Source organism: Butyricimonas sp. Marseille-P3923 (assembly GCF_900184685.1).
Taxonomy (GTDB): domain Bacteria; phylum Bacteroidota; class Bacteroidia; order Bacteroidales; family Marinifilaceae; genus Butyricimonas; species Butyricimonas muris.
This window is the reverse complement of the sequence record NZ_FXXL01000007.1, coordinates 2,171,419-2,193,461: the sequence shown is the minus strand read 5'-3', so window position 1 is coordinate 2,193,461 and position 22,043 is coordinate 2,171,419. Positions and strand designations below refer to the sequence as shown.

The following is a 22,043-nucleotide window of genomic DNA, read 5'->3' as shown; positions in this document are numbered from 1 at the left end:
ATTTAATCAAACGGGGGAATCGTTACAGGGGTGTTTGTCCAATCGGCAACAATGTATGAAAGTCCTACATTGCTAGGGGTAATCGTCATTTTTATATTTATCTGCGTGTTGCGGGTTATTGATGTCAGGTTTAATGAAAGCGGTTCGTAGGTGTATCCGTCGACAACGATGGCTACCGTGTATGCATCGGTATCCGTGACGGTATTCTCGTAAATATATACCGTTTTCATGAATGAGGTTCCGGCTTGAACGGCTTGATTTATATTATTCATGTTTAATGGATGATAATTCAGATCTACCGGTCGTGATTTTTGGGGGAATAAAAATGTTTTATCCGGTACGAACGTCCCCAGTTTGATTTGTTCGAGCGTGATGTCTTTGTCGCTCTTGTTCGTGAACATGAAATTTAACTTGACAACGGAACGGATGATGGAGAAATTTAATTCTTGCCCGTTAGTCCGTATCGATTGATTCAAGAATTGTTGTGCGATGGGGAATGGTGGCTCAACGATTCCGTTTGCGGTTGTCATGACGTGTCGAGTCAGTAGGTCGAACGATGGTGTTTGCCCGACATTGTAGGGTGTCCAATCCGTAATCCCTGATTTATCGGCATTGGCGATGATATAGAAATCCGCATTTCCCACGGGTACATCGAATATTGTGAACGTGCGGGAGGAGAGTGAGGCATTGTAGCTTAGTTCGGGATAATATTCATTTTTTACGACCGTGCCGTTTTGAGCGATGATTACACGGATGGATTGAATACCTTCACCCGAATCGGTGTCGTAAGTTTCGCTAACGGAACGCGTGTTGAATGTCAACACCACGGAAACCTTTTCTTCTTCTTGTGCCTTGTCTTTGATGCAGGATGTCAGCAAAAGAATAAACGCGAATATGATGAAGTTGAATCTGTTTTTCATAACAAGTTCTTCTATATGATTAATGGAAATCTGGTGTCACGTCATTGATATACCACTCGGGCAAGCGGATTTCCACTTGCAATGGAGTGAATTCAATAAGGAGCGGGAGCAGGGCTTCCTGTTTGTAAATATCCACTTTAGGATTTTCACGCAGGAATTCCGCGATGCTTTTGGAGGCAATGACGTTGCCCTCTCGGTTCAGAACTTCTATTACCATTGCACATCCACCTTTGTACCTGAATATGTTTAAGTCTGTCGATTGCATGACGTGAGTGTTTTCATCGAACACGAATTCCGGGTAATGGGCGCATAATTCTCCGCACGATTCGTTGGTGAAGTTCGTGTGTGGATAGACGTTTTTTAGCACGACGGAAACGGACGGATTAGCTGCACGTCCCGTTCCGGCGTATCCCACCCCCCGGACTTCCACGGATACTTTCAGGTGGGAACTTTTGAATTCTACCGTGTGGTCTGACCAACGGTCTTTAAGTACCTCGATGACATGGCAGCCCATGTACAGGGGGTCTTGACCGGGCACTTTATCTTTGTCTTGGTTGGGGTGCATTGCCATGATATTTTGCAATGAACCGCATTGAATATCTTTTATTGTTGTGCGTTCACCCGCGTTGCCTACCGCGACGAGGTGGTATTGACCGGACGGTAAGTTTAGTTTGGTTCCTTGATGTTTTTTTAGGGTACTTTGATTTAATACTTTGGTGGTTACCAAGTGGTGGTCGGCATCGAAAACATACAGGTCAACCTTGTTGATTTTAGTATGAAATATATCTTCTTGACCATCCCCTTTATATATAAAGGTAAGGCGTGTTTTCTCGCAATCATCAAGATCTTCTTTTATGCAGCTTGTATTCACACTGATAATTAATAGAAGCAGTAATATTTTCTCAAAACGTTTCATCTTGTTGTACTGTATGTATGTAAAATTTGAAAAAGGAACGCCCCTTCGCCTCGTGGGGCGTTCCTGGGAGTATCTTTGGCGTGTGGTGCCGAAGATATTAGTGTCTTATTTCCATTCAACGGTTACATCCTGGATAACCCAAGGTTCAACCACAATCGTGGCGTTAACCGCGATTGAGGTATTACCGGTGATATCTCCGGTGATATTTTCATCTGTTACTTCTAATTTGGTGATTCGATATAGCTTCCCGGCTTCGAATTTGAAATTTTCTTTTCCGTTATATTTCGAAACTACGGCAAAACGAATCGGTGAGCATGAGCCTGCTTTTAAGGTTGCGTCGGTAAAGGCTAATGTGATGATTGGTTTGTTGTTGTCTGCATTTACAAAGAAGTTGTATGCATAGCATTTTTCTGTTGTAGGGAAGGTGGCGTCAAAAATTGTTGCAGGTGTTTCTAAAAAGTCTCCCATGGACAATGCTTTGGCTGCGGTTAAAACAGTTTCCGCATCATCTGATTCAATGACTTGTGGGTTACTCGCTGTTACGATGTTATTCGCTAATGTACCATTTTCGCAGTATCCATTCAGGAAAATTCCGGCGAAATTAAGAGTGGCATATTTTGAAGTTTCCGTTGTTGCCGATAGGGAGGGATTTTTTGTTTGCATTAGTTTGATCCCGGATGCTTCAATACGGGCCACGATGGGTTTAACGGTAACTGTTGTTTTGTAGAGGTCATATTGAAGAGTTCCGTTTTCTTTCGTTGCTACCCCGTCGGGGGTTAGTGTTGTTGAAGAGCCGTAGCAAGTAACATTTGTTTCTTTGGCGGTTTCCGCCGTGGCGGTGGAGTTATAAGCGGAGTAGTTATTGATGATAACTTCCACTCCGGTACAGCTTGTCGGTACATCAAAGAACGTGTATGTATTGGCTTCCTCAAGGCTTGTGAAAGTTGCTGACATAACCGGCTCCGTCCCTAATAATTTTACGAAAATGTGAGAGGGGGTAATTGCTAATGTCCCTCCATGCTCTCCGGTCGTGGGAGTCTGTTCAGCTCTCGACAATTCGGGATTTACGATGTTTAAAGAGATTGCTTTCAGACCGCTGGGAGTGGCTTCTTCTTTGTCATTGTTGCAGGCAAATAGTCCTAGACTGGCAACTGCGATTAATAAGTACTTGTTTAATTTCATAATCTAAAAATTTAATGTAATTTGATGTCAATTCAATCTTTTATGGTTCTTGTATATATGTTTCTAGTTTTTGAAGATTCTCTCGAGCCTCGTTATCGCCTTGCGTAGTGGCTTTGACGAGGTACTGTTTGGCAAGTTCCCATTGTTCGTCCCGGGCATAAACCACGCCGAGCGCACCCCACGTGTCCGGATCGGCTTTGGCTTTTTCAAGACGGTTGATTGCTGCCCGGATATTGCCTTTTTGCAAATCGAGCCGGGCGGCATTACTCGCCGCGATTCCGTTCTCCGGATAGGCCTCGGCTGCCGTGTGGATAATTTGTTCTTGGAGGACAGGGGCGTTCCCGTATGCTTGGGCTACGAGGTATATCTCGTACAGGCTTAATAGTTTCGGGTTGGTTTTAATTACTTGTTTCGCCTCTTCCAAGTTGAAATTTCGGACTTCGTATTGTACGCGATAGTCGTTTTTCCGTAACGGAGGATAGCATTCATTTAGCAACCGTTTGTAGATTTCCCCGTTATCATCCAATTCTTTGAAGATTTCTTCACATTTATCCGGATCTGTACAATTATCGATGATAGCGAGCACTTTGTTCTGGTGCAGGAGTTTCGGGCGTTTTTCTACCTCTTCGCGCAGTCCTTGCCAGTCTTCACCTTTCCAGTCTGCGTGAATCTGTTCCGGAGCGATTTTGAGTTCGTCTTGCAGGTATCGGGCAAGTGCTTCGGCTCTGGCCTTGGAGATGGTGAGATTATATTCGCGGCTACCTTCCGGGGAGGCGTATCCCGTGATGTAGATAGCCTTGATCATGACGTTCTTATCATCTTGGACTTCTGTTATAGATTGTTTGATGGCAGCCAGTTCTTTATGATTGTTTTTGTATTCCGGTAGAATTTTCCGGCTGTCTTGACGGAACTGTAATCTGGCTTCGCGGCTCTTTTCCCTTGTTTTGATGATTTCCTCTTTCGGTTGCTTGAAATCGAGGGTAAATATCGGCAAGGGCGAAGCGAGGCAAGACGAAGCGATGGTATCTGTCGCACCTTGATTGTAACCGGCTGCCATGCAATCGGTACACCCGCTTACTTCTTCCCGGATGATTAATTTGCTGCCTCTCATCCATTGTTGGAAAGGGATTGAGGCGGTGTAGTTTATTTCCTGTTTTTCCCGGTTGTAACGGCGTATAACAGTTTGTGCCTTGTAAGGATAAGGTTGCCCTGTGAGCCGCTCTATGCGTTGATGCACCAGAGCACGTGTACGCCCGTTGATGATAATAGCCGGTAATTCCTGACTCTTGCTTTCGTTTTTCGAAATAATGACAGGAATCAGCCGGATGCTGTGTTGTCTGCGGACTTTTATTTGGCTTACATCGAGATTTATACAGACGTCCACATCGGCTTTATTTTTTTTCATTTCGTTATTCAATACCCGAATATTTCTCAGGTATTCTTTCTGACTCCACGCGCTGCCACTTCCTAAAAGCAATATTAGTATGGTATATATCATTCTTTTCATGGTCGTGTCTTCTATTATTTAATGAGGTATATAATGGATATGGCGACTTTGGTGATTCCCCAGTAGTTTTTATGTCCCTTGTATTTCCACTCGCCACATTTTTCGCAATTATATTTGTCATAGTTCACGCGGATGTAACCGCCCCCGATGCAGGTTTCAAGGTTTAGGCGTTTGCTTAACAACCATTGATAACCGTAAGTTAATCCTCCTCCGTAGAATCCTCCCTCGTACCTTTGATGTTTCAGCCCGGGGAGTAGCCCGAACGGAAGTTTTACATTGCCGGCATTGAGTTGTCCGCCAAGCAGATGTGTGCCGAAAAAATGACCGTTGAAATTCTCGCAAAGCCAATAGCGAAATTCGGGTTGAACGAGCCAATGTTTCCACTTTTTATTATTAGAAAAGGACCATGGGTTATAATTCCCTGATAAATCAAACGTGGTCTTTTTACCTAATTTGAATTCTATGCCGATATTGGCGGTTGCTGTAGCCCAATAGACAGCATTTGTCTTTATCCCGACTTTTTGAGAGAAAGTTTGCCCGCTACTTAAAAGTAATAGACCTGTTACTAATAATAACCATCTTTTCATTTCCTGTATTTTTAATCTAATGAACTTTGCGATTATCTTCTGGACGATTTTGATGCAACCGAAAAAATGACCATACTGCCTTGTGATATGTATAAATACATATCATTGCAAATAATAAACTTTCGGTAAACATATAGCTGATTCTCATATAGTTAAATTAAATAAATTTTAAACACCGCATTATTAAAATCATTCCGACTCTTTGTAAGAGGCGGAATAGATAGTTGTGTTTGTTTTAATACACTGTAAATTACATATTTATGAATTTGAATAGAAGTGTTGATTCCGGTATTGTAAACAATCTGGTATTTATTGGATTGTTTGAGGATATAATGATTTTGTAATACGCTATATTTCAGTGTAATATATAGTAATGATGAATTTCATGATATTAAATCATGAAACTATATTGCAAACGTGTTGATACATAGTAGATAATGATTGTTTGCTGCTCTTTTTTTTACAGTTGTATCAAGAAAAGTTAGGTTAAATAATATTAAATCACAAGAGTATTTATCATATAATGATGAAAAATATTTATTTTTACACCACAGAAAAGGAATATTCCGCCTCTTACAAAGAGGCGGAATGTTAATATATATGAAGAGCAAAATGTTGCTGTAAAAGAATGGAAAGCAGGCTACAGGGCGATAATCTCTTCATTTGCCTTATCTATCACGGAATGGTCAAGTGATGCAAGATAGATATTTGTTGTATGTGTGGATGTATGTCCCATGCCTTGACTGATGACCGATAAAGGAATCCCCTTGTGATGTGCAATTGTGGCCCATGAATGACGCGCAACATAGGATGTTAGTGCAGGAGATATCTGAAGGATATCTGATAATATTTTGAGTCGTTTATTGTATAAACGTTGTGCGCTTTCATACTGACGATGAATGGGAATATGAGTTTTGGTTATGATGGGTAACAAATAATGTTTATCGGTTATTGCCGAGTATTTTTTTATGATATCTAAAATTTCCGGGACAAGCTTGATTGTTAATGTTTGGCGTGTCTTATGTCTGGTGTATACGAGATAATTATCTTGTATAGAAGATTTCAATAAGAAAGCCATATCAATAAAAGCCATACCGCGAGTGTAGAAGCTAAAAAGGAATAGATCACGGGCAAATGAAAGACTCTTGTTGCTGGATAGATGCAGTTCTATTAACTGTTGAATTACAGATGCATTAACCGCCCTTTTTTTTGTTTTGGGTATACCGGTATAGACGAAACGAAACGGATTTTCATCTTTTAACAGGTGATCCTCAACCAGAGCTTTGTTATAGACAGCGCGCAAAGTTCTCATGTAAAAAGAAATCGTGTTTGGTTGGATGTTTTTTTGTTTGAGGTAGTTTTCAAATTTCTTAATCATGTTTGAGTTTATATCCTTGAAGTAAATTTCCGACCGTTCACAAAAAGATTGAAATGTACGTAAGGTGGTTTGATAATTTCGTGCCGTATGATTTTTTCCTCGTTGGAGCAGTTCCTTGATTTGTTTTTGCATAAAGGGGAAGAAATTGCCACTCTGACGGTTATTATAGTGTGAAAGAATGTCGTTTGTCGTGAAAGAATGTCGTTGCTCAAGTTGATAAATGATGGAGTGTAATAATTGTTTTGATTTAAGAATTTCTTGTTGGACTTCTTTTAAATAATTGAATCGCGTATTATCGTTTTGTAATATGATCTCTTCATTTAAAGGTTCCCATTCATGAGAATACAATTTGTAAGGGAGGGTGATTGTTTTCACTCGTCTTTGGTGAATAAGTTGAATATAGAGAGAGGCTTGTTTCCCTAGTTTTATTGATGTCCTGAGTTTGAATTTTATTGATGCCATGGTTATTACTTGTATTAGTTAATATGTATACGGGAAAATAATTGTACTGATTTGATAATCAGGTTAATTTTGTTGAAAAGATGCTTTTTGAAAGCATAAAAAAAAGCTTGGGGTTACCCAAGCTTTTAGAAATATGTCGTTTAGACTTTATTTTTTCGCATGCATAATTGCAGCCTGCGCCGCAGCCAAGCGGGCGATTGGAACGCGGAAGGGTGAACAAGACACGTAGTCCATTCCCACTTTGTCGCAGAAGATGACGGAAGAGGGTTCTCCCCCGTGCTCTCCACAGATTCCGAGTTTCAGTTTGCTGTTAGCTGAACGTCCTTTTTCGGCACCCATTTGAACTAATTGACCAACACCTTCTTGATCCAGTACGGCGAACGGATCGGTTTTCAGAATGCCTTTCTTGATGTATTCGGGTAAGAATTTACCGGCGTCATCACGAGAGTATCCGAATGTCATCTGAGTCAAGTCATTCGTACCGAACGAGAAGAACTCGGCAACTTCGGCGATCTGATCGGCTGTCAAAGCAGCGCGAGGTATTTCGATCATGGTTCCTACCATATAATCTACCTTGATGCCCTTTTCAGCGAATACTACGTCGGCAGTGCAACGGATGATGTTAGTTTGTTGTTTCAATTCTTTCACGGTACCAACCAGCGGAACCATGATTTCCGGTTTCGGGTTCAAGCCTTTCAATTTGAGGTTACAAGCGGCTTCGATGATGGCACGAGCCTGCATCTCGGTGATTTCCGGGTAGGTAATACCCAAACGGCAACCGCGGTGACCTAACATCGGGTTGAACTCGTGTAGGGCGTCTACTTTTTCTTTCACCACTTCTACAGAGATACCCATTTTCTCTGCCATGTATTTTTGTGATTCCGGCTCATTGGGAGTAAACTCGTGCAATGGCGGGTCTAACAAACGAATGGTAACACCAAATCCGTCCATGGCTTCAAGGATTCCCTCGAAGTCGCTTCTTTGCATCGGGAGGATTTTTGCCAATGCGATACGGCGTTCCTCGACAGTGTCCGAAAGGATCATCTCGCGCATAGCGTCGATACGGTCACCTTCGAAGAACATGTGTTCCGTGCGGCACAGACCGACACCTCTAGCCCCGAAATCACGAGCGACTTGCGCATCGTGGGGAGTATCGGCATTTGTTCTCACGTACATACGCGTGTGTTTCTCTGCCAGTTCCATGATAGCCTTGAAATCCTTGTCCAAAGATGCTTCTGCTGTAGCCACTTTACCCAAGTAAACTTCTCCCGTGGAGCCGTTCAATGAAATCCAGTCACCTTCATTGATGGTAATGCCTTTCACTGTGAACGTGCGTTTGTGGTAGTCTACCACGATTTCTCCGGCACCGGATACGCAGCATTTACCCATACCGCGGGCAACCACGGCAGCGTGGGAGGTCATACCCCCGCGAGCGGTAAGGATACCTTCGGATACGTTCATACCGCGCAAGTCTTCCGGAGAAGTCTCCAGACGAACCAGAATTACTTTTTCTCCTTTGGCTTTCCATTCTTCTGCCTCGTCGGCGAAGAATACGACACGTCCTGTCGCGGCACCCGGGGACGCGGGTAATCCTTTGGTTAATACTTTTGCTTTTGATTGTGCTTCTTTGTCGAATACCGGGTGAAGCAATTCATCCAGTTTGGCTGCTTCCAGACGGAGTAGTGCAGTCTTCTCGTCGATCATTCCTTGTGCCAACATATCGACGGCCATTTTTACCATGGCAGTACCGGTACGTTTCCCGTTACGGGTTTGCAACATCCATAATTTACCGTCTTGGATGGTAAATTCAAGGTCTTGCATATCGTGGAAATAGTCTTCCAGTTTTTGTTGAACGGCGTCCAACTCCGCGTAAGCGGTCGGCATAGCCTCTTCCAATGAAGGATATTTGGATTTACGATCTGCCTCGGAGATATTTTGCATTTTTGCCCAACGGCGAGAGCCCTCGATCGTGATTTCCTGCGGGGTACGGATACCTGCAACCACGTCTTCTCCTTGTGCGTTGATCAAGTATTCACCGTTGAAGATGTCTTCTCCGGTAGCGGCGTCACGAGTGAAGGCAACCCCGGTAGCGGAATTGTCACCCATGTTCCCGTAAACCATAGCCTGCACGTTCACGGCAGTTCCCCATTCCTCCGGGATTTGATTCAATTGACGATACAGGACGGCACGTTCCGTCATCCATGAGTCGAACACGGCACAGATTGCTCCCCATAATTGCTCCCACGGGCAGGTTGGGAAATCTTTACCAGTTTTTGCTTTAACGACACTTTTGAAGCGGCGAACCAGTTCTTGCAGGTCTTCGGCGGTGAAGTCCGTGTCGTTGGTAATATTTTTTTCTGCTTTTAATTTATCGATCTCGACTTCGAACGGGTTGTGTTCTCCTTTTCCGGCAGCAACGCCCATTACCACATCTCCGTACATTTGCACGAAGCGACGATAGGAATCCCAAGCGAATCTGGCATTACCCGATTTCTCGGCAACGATTTTAACGGCGTCGTCATTCATACCCAAGTTAAGCACCGTGTCCATCATACCCGGCATGGATACTCGGGCTCCCGAACGCACGGAAACCAAAAGAGGGAATGCTTCTCCCTTTGATCCGAATTTGGCGTTCATTAACTTCTCGGTGGCCTCGATACCGGCTTTCACGTCATTTTCGATTAATTTGATAACAGAGTCGCGTCCTTCTTGGTTGTAAAGGGTACAAACTTCTGTCGTGATAGTGAATCCTGCAGGTACAGGAACTCCGATGAGATTCATTTCGGCAAGATTGGCGCCCTTACCTCCAAGCAGGTTTTTCATGTCTGCTTTTCCTTCTGCTTTTCCGTCGCCAAAGGTGTAAACGTACTTCGTACTCATAGTTCTGTTAGATTTTTTGCGTTTACCTCCTGACATTCAGGAGAATTTGTTTATATGATCATTCTTTGTTAAATATTCCTATCTTGGGGGTGCAAAGATAGTTCTTTTTCTTGAATAATGGAATAGAAGATTTTAGTTAAAATTTACGCGAACGTTTGTTATTATTCATAAAGTGAAAGAAAATAATTGTCGTGAATAAAAAATAGTGTCCGATGTTAAATTCTAAACAAATAAATGTTTATTTTCGCGGGCTGTTAATTATTGCGATAAACTAATGTTTGAACGAGATCAAAAACGATATAATGACTACCCGACCTATTTCCGAACGCTTTTTGGCGAAAGGGTTCAGAAATTGTCGATCGACGGGGGATTTACCTGTCCTAACCGGGACGGGAGTAAGGGTATCGGGGGATGCTCGTTTTGCAATAATGACAGTTTCAATCCTGATTATTGCCGTGCCGTGGAGGGTATTACCCGACAGATCGAGGAAGGTATCCGTTTTTTTGGCCACAAGTACAATAAACAAAAATATCTAGCTTATTTTCAGGCATATTCGAACACGTACGCACCGTTGGAAGTGTTGAAACAACGGTACGAGGAGGCTTTGGCGCATCCGATGATAGCGGGGCTTGTGATTGGCACGCGACCGGATACGGTGAATGATGAAGTGTTGGATTACTTGGAACTATTGGCCCGGGAATATTATGTTTGCGTGGAGTACGGGGTGGAGTCGGTAAACGATGAAGTGTTGCAAAGGGTGAACCGGGGACATGGTTTCGCGGCTTCCGAAAGGGCGATACGTGGCACGGCGGGACGGGGAATTGCCATTGGCGCTCATTTGATATTCGGTTTGCCGGGAGAGAGCCGGGAGTCTATGTTGGAGGGAGCCATACGGTTGTGTGAGTTACCGATACAAGTGTTGAAATTGCATCAGTTGCAGATCGTGAAAGATACCCGTATGGCGGAGGAGTACGCCGAGAATCCGTCGGCATTCCAATTATATACACAAGAAGAATATTTGGATTTCGTGGTGGAGGTGATTGAACGGATACGTCCGGATGTGTATTTGGAGCGATTTGTTAATCAGTCCCCTCCGGAATATTTAATTGCTCCCAAGTGGGGAATTAAAAATTTCGAGTTCACGGCGAAGTTGGATAAACGGTTGAGGGAGTTGGATACGTGGCAGGGGAAAGAAAGATAAAAGTTAAAAACTAAAAAAATGAGAAGATTCTGTGAATGCCGATGGAATGATTCAGTGATGATGAAAAAAGAGTGTAAGAATTGTGCGGTCGGAATCTAAAATCTAAAATCTAAAATTTAAAATCTAAAATGGATAAGGTTGGACAGGAAAAAGTGTATGAAACGTTGGCGGCATTGGGAATAGAGTATGATTACGAGGAACATCCTGCAGCTCCGACAATAGAGATCGCGAAACAGTATTGGAAAAATTTGGATAGTACGCATTGTAAAAATCTGTTTTTCCGGAATCACAAGGGGAATAGGCATTATCTGATTATTTTGCATTGCGACCATGCAATGGCAATTCATGATATAGAAAAAATGCTGAAACAGGGGAAGTTAAGCTTTGCCTCAGAAGCACGTATGGAGAAATACTTGGGGGTGCGTCCCGGTTCTGTAAGCCCTTTCGGGTTGCTGAATGACGAGGAGCATCACGTGTATGTCTTTCTGGATAAACATTTGCAGGAAGCAAAGAAGTTATCCTTCCACCCAAACGATAACCACGCGTCTTTAGCGATAAAACTGGAAGATTTTGTCCGTTACATGGATTACACGGGTAACTCTTACGAATGGATAGAATTATATTAATTATGGAAAGAATCATTTTCAATTTTCAACTTTCAATTTTCAATTAACATGATGAGTGTAGCACAAGCAGTAGAAGGAATCATAAAACATAAACCTTATTTGTCGGAGGCTTTGGCATCCGGGATTATTAATATTTCGGCATTGGCGAGGCAGATTCAGCCGGAATTGGAGAACGTGTTGGGGAAACCGCTTAACGCGGGAGCGATCGTGATGGCATTGAATAGATTGGCTCCTTACCTGCAGGTACGGGAGCAGGTGCAATTGAAAAAGTTGCTGAACAACATGGGGGATATTATTTTGCGGAGTAACCTGTGCGATTACACGTTTAAAAATTCCAACACGTTGGTTGATTGTCATATCCGGGTACTGAAATCCATATCCCGTCGGGAGGAAGTGTTCTACACGATGGTGCAGGGTGTTTTTGAAACCAACCTTGTCGTGAGCGAGGTGATGGGGGAGCTTGTGGACGAGTATTTCAAGGAGGAACAATGTATTTTCAAGCAGAACGGTCTTTCGTCCGTGACGTTGAAATTGCCCAAGGGAAATATCCTGCAACCGGGTTTTTATTATTGCATCATGAAAGAGTTGTCGTGGGAGGGTATCAACCTGACTGAAGTTATTTCTTCAACGAACGAATTTACCGTGGTGGTGGATAACTCTTTAATAGATAAAACGTTTGTGGTTTTAAAAAATATCAGCCGGAAGTAATTGAAAATTGAAAATTGAAAATTGAAAATGAAATGCAATGTGTTTTCCGTTAAAAATACTAATTTTGCGGGGAATGAATAAATTAGGAGTAAAGAAATAATTTTCAATTGATAATTATGTTTGAGAATCTATCAGATAGGTTAGAGAAATCGTTTAAGATTTTAAAAGGGCAGGGAAAGATTACCGAAATTAACGTGGCAGAAACGTTAAAGGAGGTAAGACGTTCATTGTTGGATGCCGACGTGAACTATAAGATCGCGAAGGAGTTTACCAACACGGTGAAAGAAAAGGCTTTGGGAATGAATGTGTTGACTGCCGTGAAGCCGGGACAAATGATGGTGAAGATTGTTCACGATGAGTTGATCCGGTTGATGGGCGGTACCCATGTCGATATTAATATAAAAGGGAATCCTGCGATTATTTTGATGTCAGGTCTTCAAGGTTCCGGTAAAACGACGTTTTCCGGTAAATTGGCGAATCTGTTGAAAACGAAACGGGGGAAACATCCTTTACTGGTTGCCTGCGACGTGTACCGTCCGGCTGCTATCGAGCAGTTGAAAGTGTTGGGAGAGCAGATTGGGGTGCCGGTATACAGCGAAGTGGGAAATAACGATCCCGTGAAGATTGCCCAAAACGCCGTGAAAGAAGCTCGAGCTACCGGAAAAGACGTGGTTATCGTCGATACTGCCGGACGTCTTGCTATCGACGAGCAGATGATGAACGAGATTGCGGCAATCAAAAAAGCGATTGAACCGGAAGAAACCCTTTTCGTGGTGGATTCCATGACCGGACAAGATGCCGTGAACACAGCGAAGGAGTTTAATGACCGCTTGAATTTTGACGGGGTTATACTGACGAAATTGGACGGTGATACTCGCGGTGGTGCCGCTTTGTCGATTCGTACGGTTGTAAACAAACCGATCAAGTTTGTCGGAACGGGCGAGAAACTGGAAGCCTTGGATGTATTCCATCCCGAGCGTATGGCAGACCGTATCTTGGGTATGGGGGATATTGTTTCTTTGGTGGAGAAAGCACAAGAGCAATTTGATGCTGAAGAGGCTATGAAATTGCAGAAGAAGATAGCCAAGAACCAGTTTAATTTTAACGACTTCCTGAGCCAGATACAGCAGATCAAGAAAATGGGTAACATCAAGGATCTGGCATCCATGATTCCCGGTGTGGGCAAGGCATTGAAAGACGTGGATATTGATGACGATGCGTTCAAGGGTGTCGAAGCAATCATTCACTCCATGACTCCTGCCGAACGCGAGAACCCCGAATTGCTGAACGGCTCTCGCCGAAAACGTATTGCCATGGGTAGCGGAACCACTATTCAAGATGTAAATCGCCTCTTGAAACAATTTGACGAATCGAAGAAGATGATGCGTATGTTGTCCAAAGGCGGTAAGATGATGGGAAAGGCGCCAATGAGGAGACGCTAGGAATTTTAGATTTAAGATTGACGATTTCAGATCATGTAAGTGGTTGAGATTGGAAATCATAAATCGTAAATCATAAATCATAAATTTAAAAATTGATGGAAATTATTGACGGTAAAAAGATTGCAGCACAAATAAAACAGGAACTTGCGGACGAGGTGGCTCGTTTTGTGGCGGAGGGAAAGAAAGTTCCTCATTTGGTGGCTGTGCTTGTAGGAAATGACGGTGCCAGTGAAACTTACGTGGCTAGTAAAGTGAAAGCCTGTCAGGCGGTTGGGATGAAAAGTTCGGAACTGAGATACGGTAATGATATTACAGAAGAGCAGTTACTGGAAGTTATAGACAAGTTGAACGATGATCCGGATGTAGACGGGTTTATCGTGCAATTGCCTCTCCCGAAGCATATTTCCGAAGAGAAAGTCTTGAACCGTATCAATCCGGATAAGGATGTCGATGGTTTTCATCCCTGCAACGTGGGACGTATGGTGTTGGATTTACCAACCTATCTGCCTGCTACTCCGGCGGGAATCGTGGAGTTGTTAGCCCGCTACAATATACCGACGGAAGGAAAACATTGCGTGGTGGTAGGACGAAGTAATATCGTTGGCACCCCGATGGCTATATTGATGTCACGCAAGTCCAAGCATGCCAATTGCACGGTAACCCTGTGCCATAGCCGCACGGCAAATTTGAAAGAGATTACTTTGCAAGCCGATATCTTGGTTGTCGCGATCGGTGTGCCTCATTTTTTGAAAGAAGACATGGTTAGAGAGGGAGCCGTGGTGGTAGACGTGGGTATTCATCGTCTGCCGTCCGAAACGAGCAAAAACGGCTGGCAACTCGTGGGGGACGTGGATTACGAGCACGTGGCTCCTAAATGTTCTTATATAACTCCGGTTCCCGGTGGCGTGGGACCGATGACTATTGTAAGCCTGTTGCAAAATACGGTGAAGGCTTGCAGGGCAAAACATTAAACAATTGAAGATGGAGAATTGAAAGTTGAAAATGGCTTCCCTAGTCATTCCAATTTTCAATTTTCAACTTTCAATTTTCAATTCGTGTTATGGTTCTCAATTATATCTGGATATTCTTTTTTGGTGCGGCATTTCTGGTGGCTCTCTGCAAGTTGCTCTTCATGGGTGACACGGAAGTTTTTTCTGCTATCGTGAAAGCTACTTTCGATATGTCGAAAACGGGTTTTGAAATCTCGTTAGGTCTGACAGGAGTATTGACTTTGTGGATGGGAATCATGAAAATCGGAGAACGAGGAGGGGCGGTGAAAGTGATGTCATGGTTGATCAGTCCTTTCTTCCGGAAATTGTTCCCGGAGTTACCGCCTGATAGTCCGGCATACGGTTCCATCATGATGAATATAGCTGCGAATATGCTGGGACTGGATAATGCGGCTACGCCCGTGGGATTGCGGGCAATGCAACAGATGCAGGAGGTGAACCTGCGAAAGGACAGGGCGTCCGATGCACAGATCATGTTTTTGGTGTTGAATACTTCCGGGCTGACGATTATTCCCGTGTCGGTGATGGTCTACCGGGCACAGATGGGAGCAGCCAACCCGGCGGATATATTTATCCCGATTCTTTTAGCCACGTATGTTTCCACAATTGCCGGGTTGATTGCGGTGGCGATTTATCAGAAATTGAACTTGTTCAACCGGGTAGTAATGGCTTATCTCGGGGGAGGTACTTTGGCCGTAGGTGGCTTGATTTGGTACTTTTCGGGTTTGGATAAAGAAACGATCACTACTGTCTCAACGGTAGCCAGTAATGTGATTTTGTTTTCGATTATCGTGTCTTTTATCGGCATGGGGGCATGGCGTAAAATTAATGTATACGATGCTTTTATCGACGGGGCGAAAGAGGGATTTTCCATTGCGGTAAAGATTATTCCTTACCTCGTGGCGATACTTGTCGCCGTGGGTGTGTTCCGGGCAGCCGGGGCAATGGATATGCTGATGGGCGGTTTGGAGCGTTTGTGTTTGGCGTGTGGCTTGGATGCTGATTTTATCCCCGCTTTGCCGACAGCGTTGATGAAGCCTTTAAGCGGTAGCGGGGCGCGGGGATTAATGATTGATACGATGAACACTTTCGGGGCGGATTCTTTCGCGGGAAGACTGGCTTCGACTTTTCAAGGTGCCACGGACACAACCTTTTATATTATAGCTGTTTATTTTGGGGCAGTGGGAATCAAGAATACCCGATACGCCATTCCCTGCGGGTTGATAGCCGATTTGGCAGGCATTATAGCAGCTTTGGTGATGGCATATTTGTTTTTTGCATAATTCGCAACAATCGGGTAAATAAATTACATTTGTCGTAATGATTTTATGACTTATTTGTATTATTATTGTATTGCTAATTTTATATACACGAAAAAGTGGCTTTGCATTGGGATGAACAATTTATGAGACAGATCAACTCGAAAGAGCCGAAAGCTTACCGGGAGGTGTTTAATGAATTTTACAATTCATTGGTCTACTTCGCCATGCGTTATGTTGAGCGGGTGGAGATAGCCGAGGATCTGGTGCAGGAACTTTTCGTGAATTTATGGGAGAGTAAGACCGTTCATACTTCTTACAATGGTTTCAAAACTTTTCTTTACACGTCCGTGAAACACGCTTGTCTGGATTATTTGAAACACAAGAACGTGGAAGGGAAGTATATTTCATATATGTTGGAGCATCCCGAAACGGAAGAGGAACTGGCGACAAAGATTACCGAGGAGGAGATATATCGCTTGTTCCTAAAAGTGCTGGAGGAATTGCCGGAGCGTCGTAAAATTGTTTTTAAATTACATCTTCAAGGGAAAAAGAATGAGGAGATTGCCCGCTTGTTGCGAATATCGATAGAAACGGTAAAAACGGCAAAAAAAGAATCTATACGCTATTTCAAGAAGCGTTTGGGCGATGCTTTTTACATGTTGGGCTTTCTAGCAGGAGGAATATAAATTTAATAGGAGAACCTAGGGGATTTTTCTCGAAAACGATTCCCGATCGTCTGTTACCGGAAGCGTACACGGGGAATAAACCATGAATAAAGCCGATAGGAGTCGGCTTTAACTCGGTTTTGACTTGACTTTAACTCGGCTTTATACGATGATCGCGGGACGTCTTCTTTTAGATTCCGGTAGAAAATGAGTATAAAGATAAGTTGTAAATGTTAAATTTTTGCCTTTCCGATCCCCCTAAATTGAATGGTTGTCGTTCTAAGTATAAAATAAGCGAAAATGGATAATAGTAATTACAGAATAGTAGAACTTATTCAACGGTATTTTGCCGAGGATTTGGATGCCGCCGAGAGAGAGGAGTTGGAGAAATGGTTGGCTACACATCCCGAGGACAGAGAGATGTTTGAAAAGATCCGGGAAGGGAAAGCTTTGGAGGCGAGAGAGGTTGCATGGGACAAGATGGATCGAGTGAAGGCTTTGCGGCAATTCGAGAGAAAGGTCGGATACAGAAAACGTTCTTTGACTACGCGTGTGATGAAATACGCGGCTGTGATTATGATTCCGTTGTTGGGAGTGTTGGCTTGGAATCTGACGAGGGAGGTGAAACAGGTGAACTCGTCGGTGTCGCTGGCAATTGTGCCGGGTGCATCCAAGGCTGTCCTGATACTGGAAGACGGGGAAGAGGTTGCCTTGGAATCTATGGAGGGCGATCGTTTGGATATTTCGCAATCCGGGGTAAGGGTACAAAGTATGGGAAGCGGTATAGTGTATTCCGATACGGTCAAGAAAAGGAGTGGTAAGAGTTTTAACCGCTTGAATACGCCGAGAGGTGGAGAGTATAACGTGATACTGGCTGATGGTACGCGGGTGTATTTGAATGCGGCGTCGAGTTTGAAATATCCGGTCGTGTTCGACGAAAAAGAACGAACGGTATATCTTTCGGGAGAGGCTTATTTTGATGTGGCGAAAGATGCTAAGCGACCATTTTACGTGATAACGGATGTCACGAAACTGGAGGTTTACGGGACGTCGTTCAACGTGAATACCCGGTACGGGAACGGGGTACAGACAGTTTTGGTTTCCGGCTCGATAGGGGTAGAGGGGCGTATGATAAAACGGGTGTACCGGGTTGAACCTTCCGAGTTAATCGAGTTTTCGTCAGACGGGGAGTTTGTTAAACGGGAGAAAGTGGATGTGGCTCCTTACGTGGCTTGGAGATACGGGCAGTTTATGTTCGAAAACGAGAGCTTGGAGCATATCATGAATACGCTTTCGTTGTGGTACGACGTTGATGTGTTTTACTCGAACGAGAGTGTTAAAAAACATCGTTTCACGGGGCATATGAAGAAATACGAAGATATTGATACGATTTTGGATGCGATAAGTAAAATTATGGGAGTTACGTTTATAATAAAGGACAAAACAATTACAGTGATGGAATAAAAACGGAAGGTGTTCCACCACCTCCCGTTGAAAGTATGCCTTAGTTATTGTTCCACCAATGCGTAAGGCTAGTATTAATGATTAATCTACAAATTTATGAAAAAAAGTCGATTATGCCCTCACCCCTATCCGGGAATAGGACGAAAAATTTTTCTGATTATGAAGTTATGTCTATTTCTATTGGTTTTCTTTACTTTCTCGTTGACCGCTAACGTGCGGGCACAGAAGGAAAAGGTGAACTTGAGTTTGAAAGAGGTATCGATGAAAACTTTGTTTGAAGAGATACAACGGCAAACAAGTTTTTATTTCGTGTTTAGTGCAGAACAAACCCAAAGATTGGGGATGTTTACCGTTGAGGCAAAGAACGAGAATCTGGAAAATGTATTGAACCGGATTTTTGCCAATACAGGATTTGTTTACGAGTTTAATAAGGATTTAATTATAATACGCCCGAAAGCTGATGTTGCGCAAGCGAAGAAAGAGATTCGGGTAGTAGGGAAAGTTACGGACGAGAAAAAGTTTCCGTTACCCGGTGTGACCGTGCAGTTGAAAGGTTTGCAACTGGGTACGGCGACGGACAAGGACGGGAATTATTCCATCCGTTTCGTCGAGTCGGACAAAGGCATGATTCTGGTATACTCGTTTATCGGAATGGAAACCCAAGAAATTAAGTACACGGGCAAGGACACGATCAACGTGGTGATGCGGGAAACCGTGGCGGAATTGGAGGAAGTGGTGATCAACACAGGATACACGAGGGTGGATGCCCGCAAGAATGCCAGTGCGATCACAACGATTAAAGCGGAAGATATCATTACTCCCGGTTTGCAGACGATTGACCAAATGTTGGAGGGATATGTCCCCGGTATGATCTTTATGCAGAATACCGGACAGATTGGTGCGGCTCCCCGTTTGAGAATCCGTGGTACTTCTACCGTGTTGGGTTCGCAGGAACCGCTTTGGGTCGTGGACGGGGTTGTGGTGAAAGATCCGGTGGATATAGACCCGCAGGATATTAATGACCTTGATTTTGTGAACTTGTTAGGTAACGCTATTTCCGGATTAAATCCGGAGGATATCGAACAGATCGACATCTTGAAGGATGCTTCTGCCACGGCTATTTACGGTAAAGAGGCTGCGAACGGTGTAATTGTGATTACGACCAAAAAAGGTAAGCAAGGACCTCCGACGGTGAGTTACTCGCTTTCCGGTTCATTTACACAACGCCCGAGTTATAATGACAGGAGCGTGAATATGATGAACTCGAAGCAGCGAATAGATCTTTCCCGGGAGATGATTGAAAAAAAGATGGCTTATCCTTCTAACACGATGTGGGTGGGGTACGAGGCGGCTTACCGGGAGTATCTGAATGGCCGGATCAGCTACGAAGAGTTTGAACGGCAAGTGAATTATTATGAAACGCTGAACACGGATTGGTTTGATATTTTGATGAAGAATGCTTTCTCTCACAAGCATACTTTAAGTCTTTCGGGAGGTTCGTCCGCGTTGCGTTATTATGCTTCTTTGGGGTTGAACAACACGGAAGGAAATGTACGCGGAGAGTTGAACCGGGGGTACACCACGAATCTGAATTTATCAGGGAGTTTCGATAAGTTTACCGTGAGTTTCGGGTTGCAGGGGAACGTGTCTAAGAAAAAATACACACCGAATGATGTGGGTGTTACCGAATTTGCTTATAACACGAGTAGGGCGGTGCCTGCGCGTAATCCTGACGGGAGTTACTGGTATTATGGGAAAGAAGCTACTATTGACGGGGAGGATGCTTCCTCGTATTTCCCGGTGAATATTTTGGAAGATCGTGATAATTCTTCACAGGAGATTAACCAGAATGGGTTGACTTTTCAGGCAACTGTGGATTACCAGATTTTGCCGACCTTGAAATTAGGCGTGTTGTTATCATATGCTTTCTCGAATTCCAATTCGGAAGTTTGGCACGGGGAGAATTCTTATTATTCTCGGAGCTTGGCGAAGTTTGAAGGAACTACCGAGACGTATTTTAAAAATAATAGTACTTTGCCGATCGGAGGTGAACTTAAAGAGAGCCGCACGGATCGGAATGCTTATACGGCTCGCGGACAGGTGGAATACCGGGAAGCATTGGATAAGGATGAGTTCCACGTGTTGAATGTAAACGCCGGGGGTGAGATCAAGTCGAACAAGTATAATACTTACGCTAAAACAACCCGGGGATACATGAAGGAGAGAAGCAGGGTCGTGGCATCTGTCGATTTTTCGGAATTCCCGAAGTACTTGGAGTGGCTGAGGACTCCTGCGGCTTTGGGGCAATACACGACGCAAAATTCACATGATGTTTCAGTTTATCTGACCGCGGGATATAGCTATAAGAATATATATAATTTCAGTTTTAATGCTCGTGCGGATTTTTCTAATGAATTCGGAAGCAGGGCGAAGGATAAGTTTTTCCCGATATGGGCGGTTGCGGGACGTTGGAATTTGTCGGAGAATGTGTTGAAGGAGGTGTCGTGGATTAACGATCTTTCTTTACGGGCTTCTTTCGGTTACCAAGGAAATGTACCTCGGGTGTCGTCCCGGTTGGTTATTAAAAAAGAGGCAAGTAGTGTACTTTTCGGCGAGTTATATTCTTCTGTGTCACAATTCCCGAATCCCAATTTGAAATGGGAGAAGACGGCAAGCACGAACGTGAGTCTTGATTTCGCTTTGCTGAAAAGAAAGGTAAACGGGTCATTATCTTATTATTATCGGAAGACGACGGATGCTTATATGCAAAAGAGTATTTCGGAGGTAAACGGGGTGACAGGGTATACTGTGAATCAAGGAACGATCACGAACCAAGGTATAGAGGTTTCTTTGAATTTTACCCCGATCAATTCGATGGGTGCTGACGGTAAAGGTTTCCGTTGGCGGTTTGACCCGCAGTTAGGGCAAGTGATGAATAAATTGATCGATAAAGCGGTGAAGACGAAGGATAAGACTGTACGGGATGATAAGGATATTACCTATCAGGATTACTTGAACGGTACGGTGCAAACGGTGAAACGTTCGTTGAATGGTTTCTATTCTTACCGTTTTATTGGTTTAGACTCGAAAGACGGGCGCCCGATGTTCCCGAATCTGGAACAAACGATAGGAGAGGGGGATGATGCTGTTGATTACGGGGAACAGTTTAAGTTGATGTCAAATGAAGAGCGATATATGTCGGTTATGGAATATTCCGGTACTCGGGTACCTTATTTGCAAGGTGGTATATTGAATAGTATCTCGTATAATCGATTTACACTTTCGATAAATTTGTCGTATAGCCTTGGGTCCAAAGTACGGTTATTGAGGTTGTACTCGGGTGTTTCAGGTGAGAATTCAACTTTAGCTCCGAGCCCGATGGAAAATGTTCGGAAAGAGTTTTTGAAACGTTGGCGGCAGCCTGGTGATGAACAACGTACAAATATCCCGGGTATATTGAATAACTCGGAATTTATGCTGACTACCAGTTCGCTTGGTGTTTGGTGGCTGAAAGATGCATATAATGGATCTGTTGATAGAAAGAAGATTGGAGAGAATATCTGGCAAATGTATGATTACTCGAATATAAGAGTCGTAAGCGGTAATTATTTGAAGATTCAGAATATTTCAATCCGTTATAATTTGCCGGAGGCTATTTGTAAGAAAATACACATGAAATCAGCTTATGTATCTTTGACTGGAACGAATCTGCACACGTTTTGTAACAAAAAGTTGAAAGGTCAGGATCCGGCTACACAATCGGGAAATGCCTCCACGATATCAATGTCGTTGCGACCGACGTATTCATTTAGTTTGAATGTTTCATTTTAATA

At 43.6% G+C, this 22,043-nt stretch carries 16 protein-coding genes; 9 read left to right on the top strand and 7 right to left on the bottom strand.

Features of this window, described 5'->3' with window-relative positions; translation table 11 throughout:
• Positions 1-2 precede the first annotated feature (2 nt).
• From CS948_RS20435 to ppdK, 7 genes are all read right to left on the bottom strand, one after another.
• Complete coding sequence (locus CS948_RS20435) at positions 3-920, bottom strand: hypothetical protein (RefSeq protein ID WP_099294118.1); 918 nt, start codon at positions 918-920, stop codon at positions 3-5.
• Positions 921-939: 19 nt separating this feature from the next.
• On the bottom strand, positions 940-1,791 hold the full coding sequence (locus tag CS948_RS20430; RefSeq protein ID WP_176555151.1) for a FimB/Mfa2 family fimbrial subunit: 852 nt from the start codon (positions 1,789-1,791) through the stop codon (positions 940-942).
• 150 nt (positions 1,792-1,941) lie between these two features.
• Positions 1,942-3,018 (bottom strand): hypothetical protein, encoded by a 1,077-nt coding sequence (locus tag CS948_RS20425; RefSeq protein WP_099294114.1) that lies wholly within the window; start codon positions 3,016-3,018, stop codon positions 1,942-1,944.
• Positions 3,019-3,058: 40 nt separating this feature from the next.
• Positions 3,059-4,525: a DUF3868 domain-containing protein gene (locus tag CS948_RS20420; protein ID WP_099294112.1), complete on the bottom strand. Its 1,467-nt coding sequence runs from the start codon at positions 4,523-4,525 to the stop codon at positions 3,059-3,061.
• Between the two features lie 14 nt (positions 4,526-4,539).
• Positions 4,540-5,112: a DUF3575 domain-containing protein gene (locus CS948_RS20415; protein WP_099294110.1), complete on the bottom strand. Its 573-nt coding sequence runs from the start codon at positions 5,110-5,112 to the stop codon at positions 4,540-4,542.
• 640 nt (positions 5,113-5,752) lie between these two features.
• The gene (locus CS948_RS20410) at positions 5,753-6,952 is read right to left on the bottom strand and encodes a site-specific integrase (protein ID WP_099294108.1); all 1,200 of its coding nucleotides are present in this window, start codon (positions 6,950-6,952) and stop codon (positions 5,753-5,755) included.
• Between the two features lie 147 nt (positions 6,953-7,099).
• Entirely contained in the window at positions 7,100-9,832 is a 2,733-nt protein-coding gene (ppdK, locus tag CS948_RS20405) for a pyruvate, phosphate dikinase (RefSeq protein WP_099294751.1), read from the bottom strand.
• 274 nt (positions 9,833-10,106) lie between these two features.
• Here ppdK and CS948_RS20400 point away from each other — a divergent pair, with 274 nt between their 5' ends.
• The 9 genes from CS948_RS20400 (at position 10,107) to CS948_RS20360 (ending at position 22,041) form a co-directional block, all read left to right on the top strand.
• Positions 10,107-11,033, top strand: coding sequence for a TIGR01212 family radical SAM protein (locus CS948_RS20400; protein ID WP_099294106.1), 927 nt, complete (start codon positions 10,107-10,109; stop codon positions 11,031-11,033).
• 128 nt (positions 11,034-11,161) lie between these two features.
• Positions 11,162-11,659: a prolyl-tRNA synthetase associated domain-containing protein gene (locus CS948_RS20395; RefSeq protein WP_099294104.1), complete on the top strand. Its 498-nt coding sequence runs from the start codon at positions 11,162-11,164 to the stop codon at positions 11,657-11,659.
• 48 nt (positions 11,660-11,707) lie between these two features.
• Entirely contained in the window at positions 11,708-12,367 is a 660-nt protein-coding gene (locus tag CS948_RS20390; RefSeq protein WP_099294102.1) for an aspartate kinase, read from the top strand.
• Positions 12,368-12,483: 116 nt separating this feature from the next.
• Positions 12,484-13,809: a signal recognition particle protein gene (gene ffh, locus CS948_RS20385; RefSeq protein ID WP_099294100.1), complete on the top strand. Its 1,326-nt coding sequence runs from the start codon at positions 12,484-12,486 to the stop codon at positions 13,807-13,809.
• A 95-nt stretch (positions 13,810-13,904) separates the two neighbouring features.
• Positions 13,905-14,780 carry a bifunctional methylenetetrahydrofolate dehydrogenase/methenyltetrahydrofolate cyclohydrolase FolD gene (folD, locus tag CS948_RS20380; protein WP_099294098.1) on the top strand — a complete coding sequence of 292 codons (876 nt, stop codon included), beginning with the start codon at positions 13,905-13,907 and terminating at the stop codon, positions 14,778-14,780.
• A gap of 89 nt (positions 14,781-14,869) precedes the next feature.
• Positions 14,870-16,102, top strand: a complete 1,233-nt coding sequence (locus CS948_RS20375; protein WP_099294096.1) for a nucleoside recognition domain-containing protein — start codon at positions 14,870-14,872, stop codon at positions 16,100-16,102.
• A gap of 122 nt (positions 16,103-16,224) precedes the next feature.
• On the top strand, positions 16,225-16,767 hold the full coding sequence (locus tag CS948_RS20370; RefSeq protein WP_141561002.1) for an RNA polymerase sigma-70 factor: 543 nt from the start codon (positions 16,225-16,227) through the stop codon (positions 16,765-16,767).
• A 279-nt stretch (positions 16,768-17,046) separates the two neighbouring features.
• Positions 17,047-18,210: a FecR family protein gene (locus tag CS948_RS20365; RefSeq protein ID WP_099294092.1), complete on the top strand. Its 1,164-nt coding sequence runs from the start codon at positions 17,047-17,049 to the stop codon at positions 18,208-18,210.
• A gap of 159 nt (positions 18,211-18,369) precedes the next feature.
• Entirely contained in the window at positions 18,370-22,041 is a 3,672-nt protein-coding gene (locus CS948_RS20360; RefSeq protein ID WP_255302095.1) for a SusC/RagA family TonB-linked outer membrane protein, read from the top strand.
• Positions 22,042-22,043: the final 2 nt, after the last annotated feature.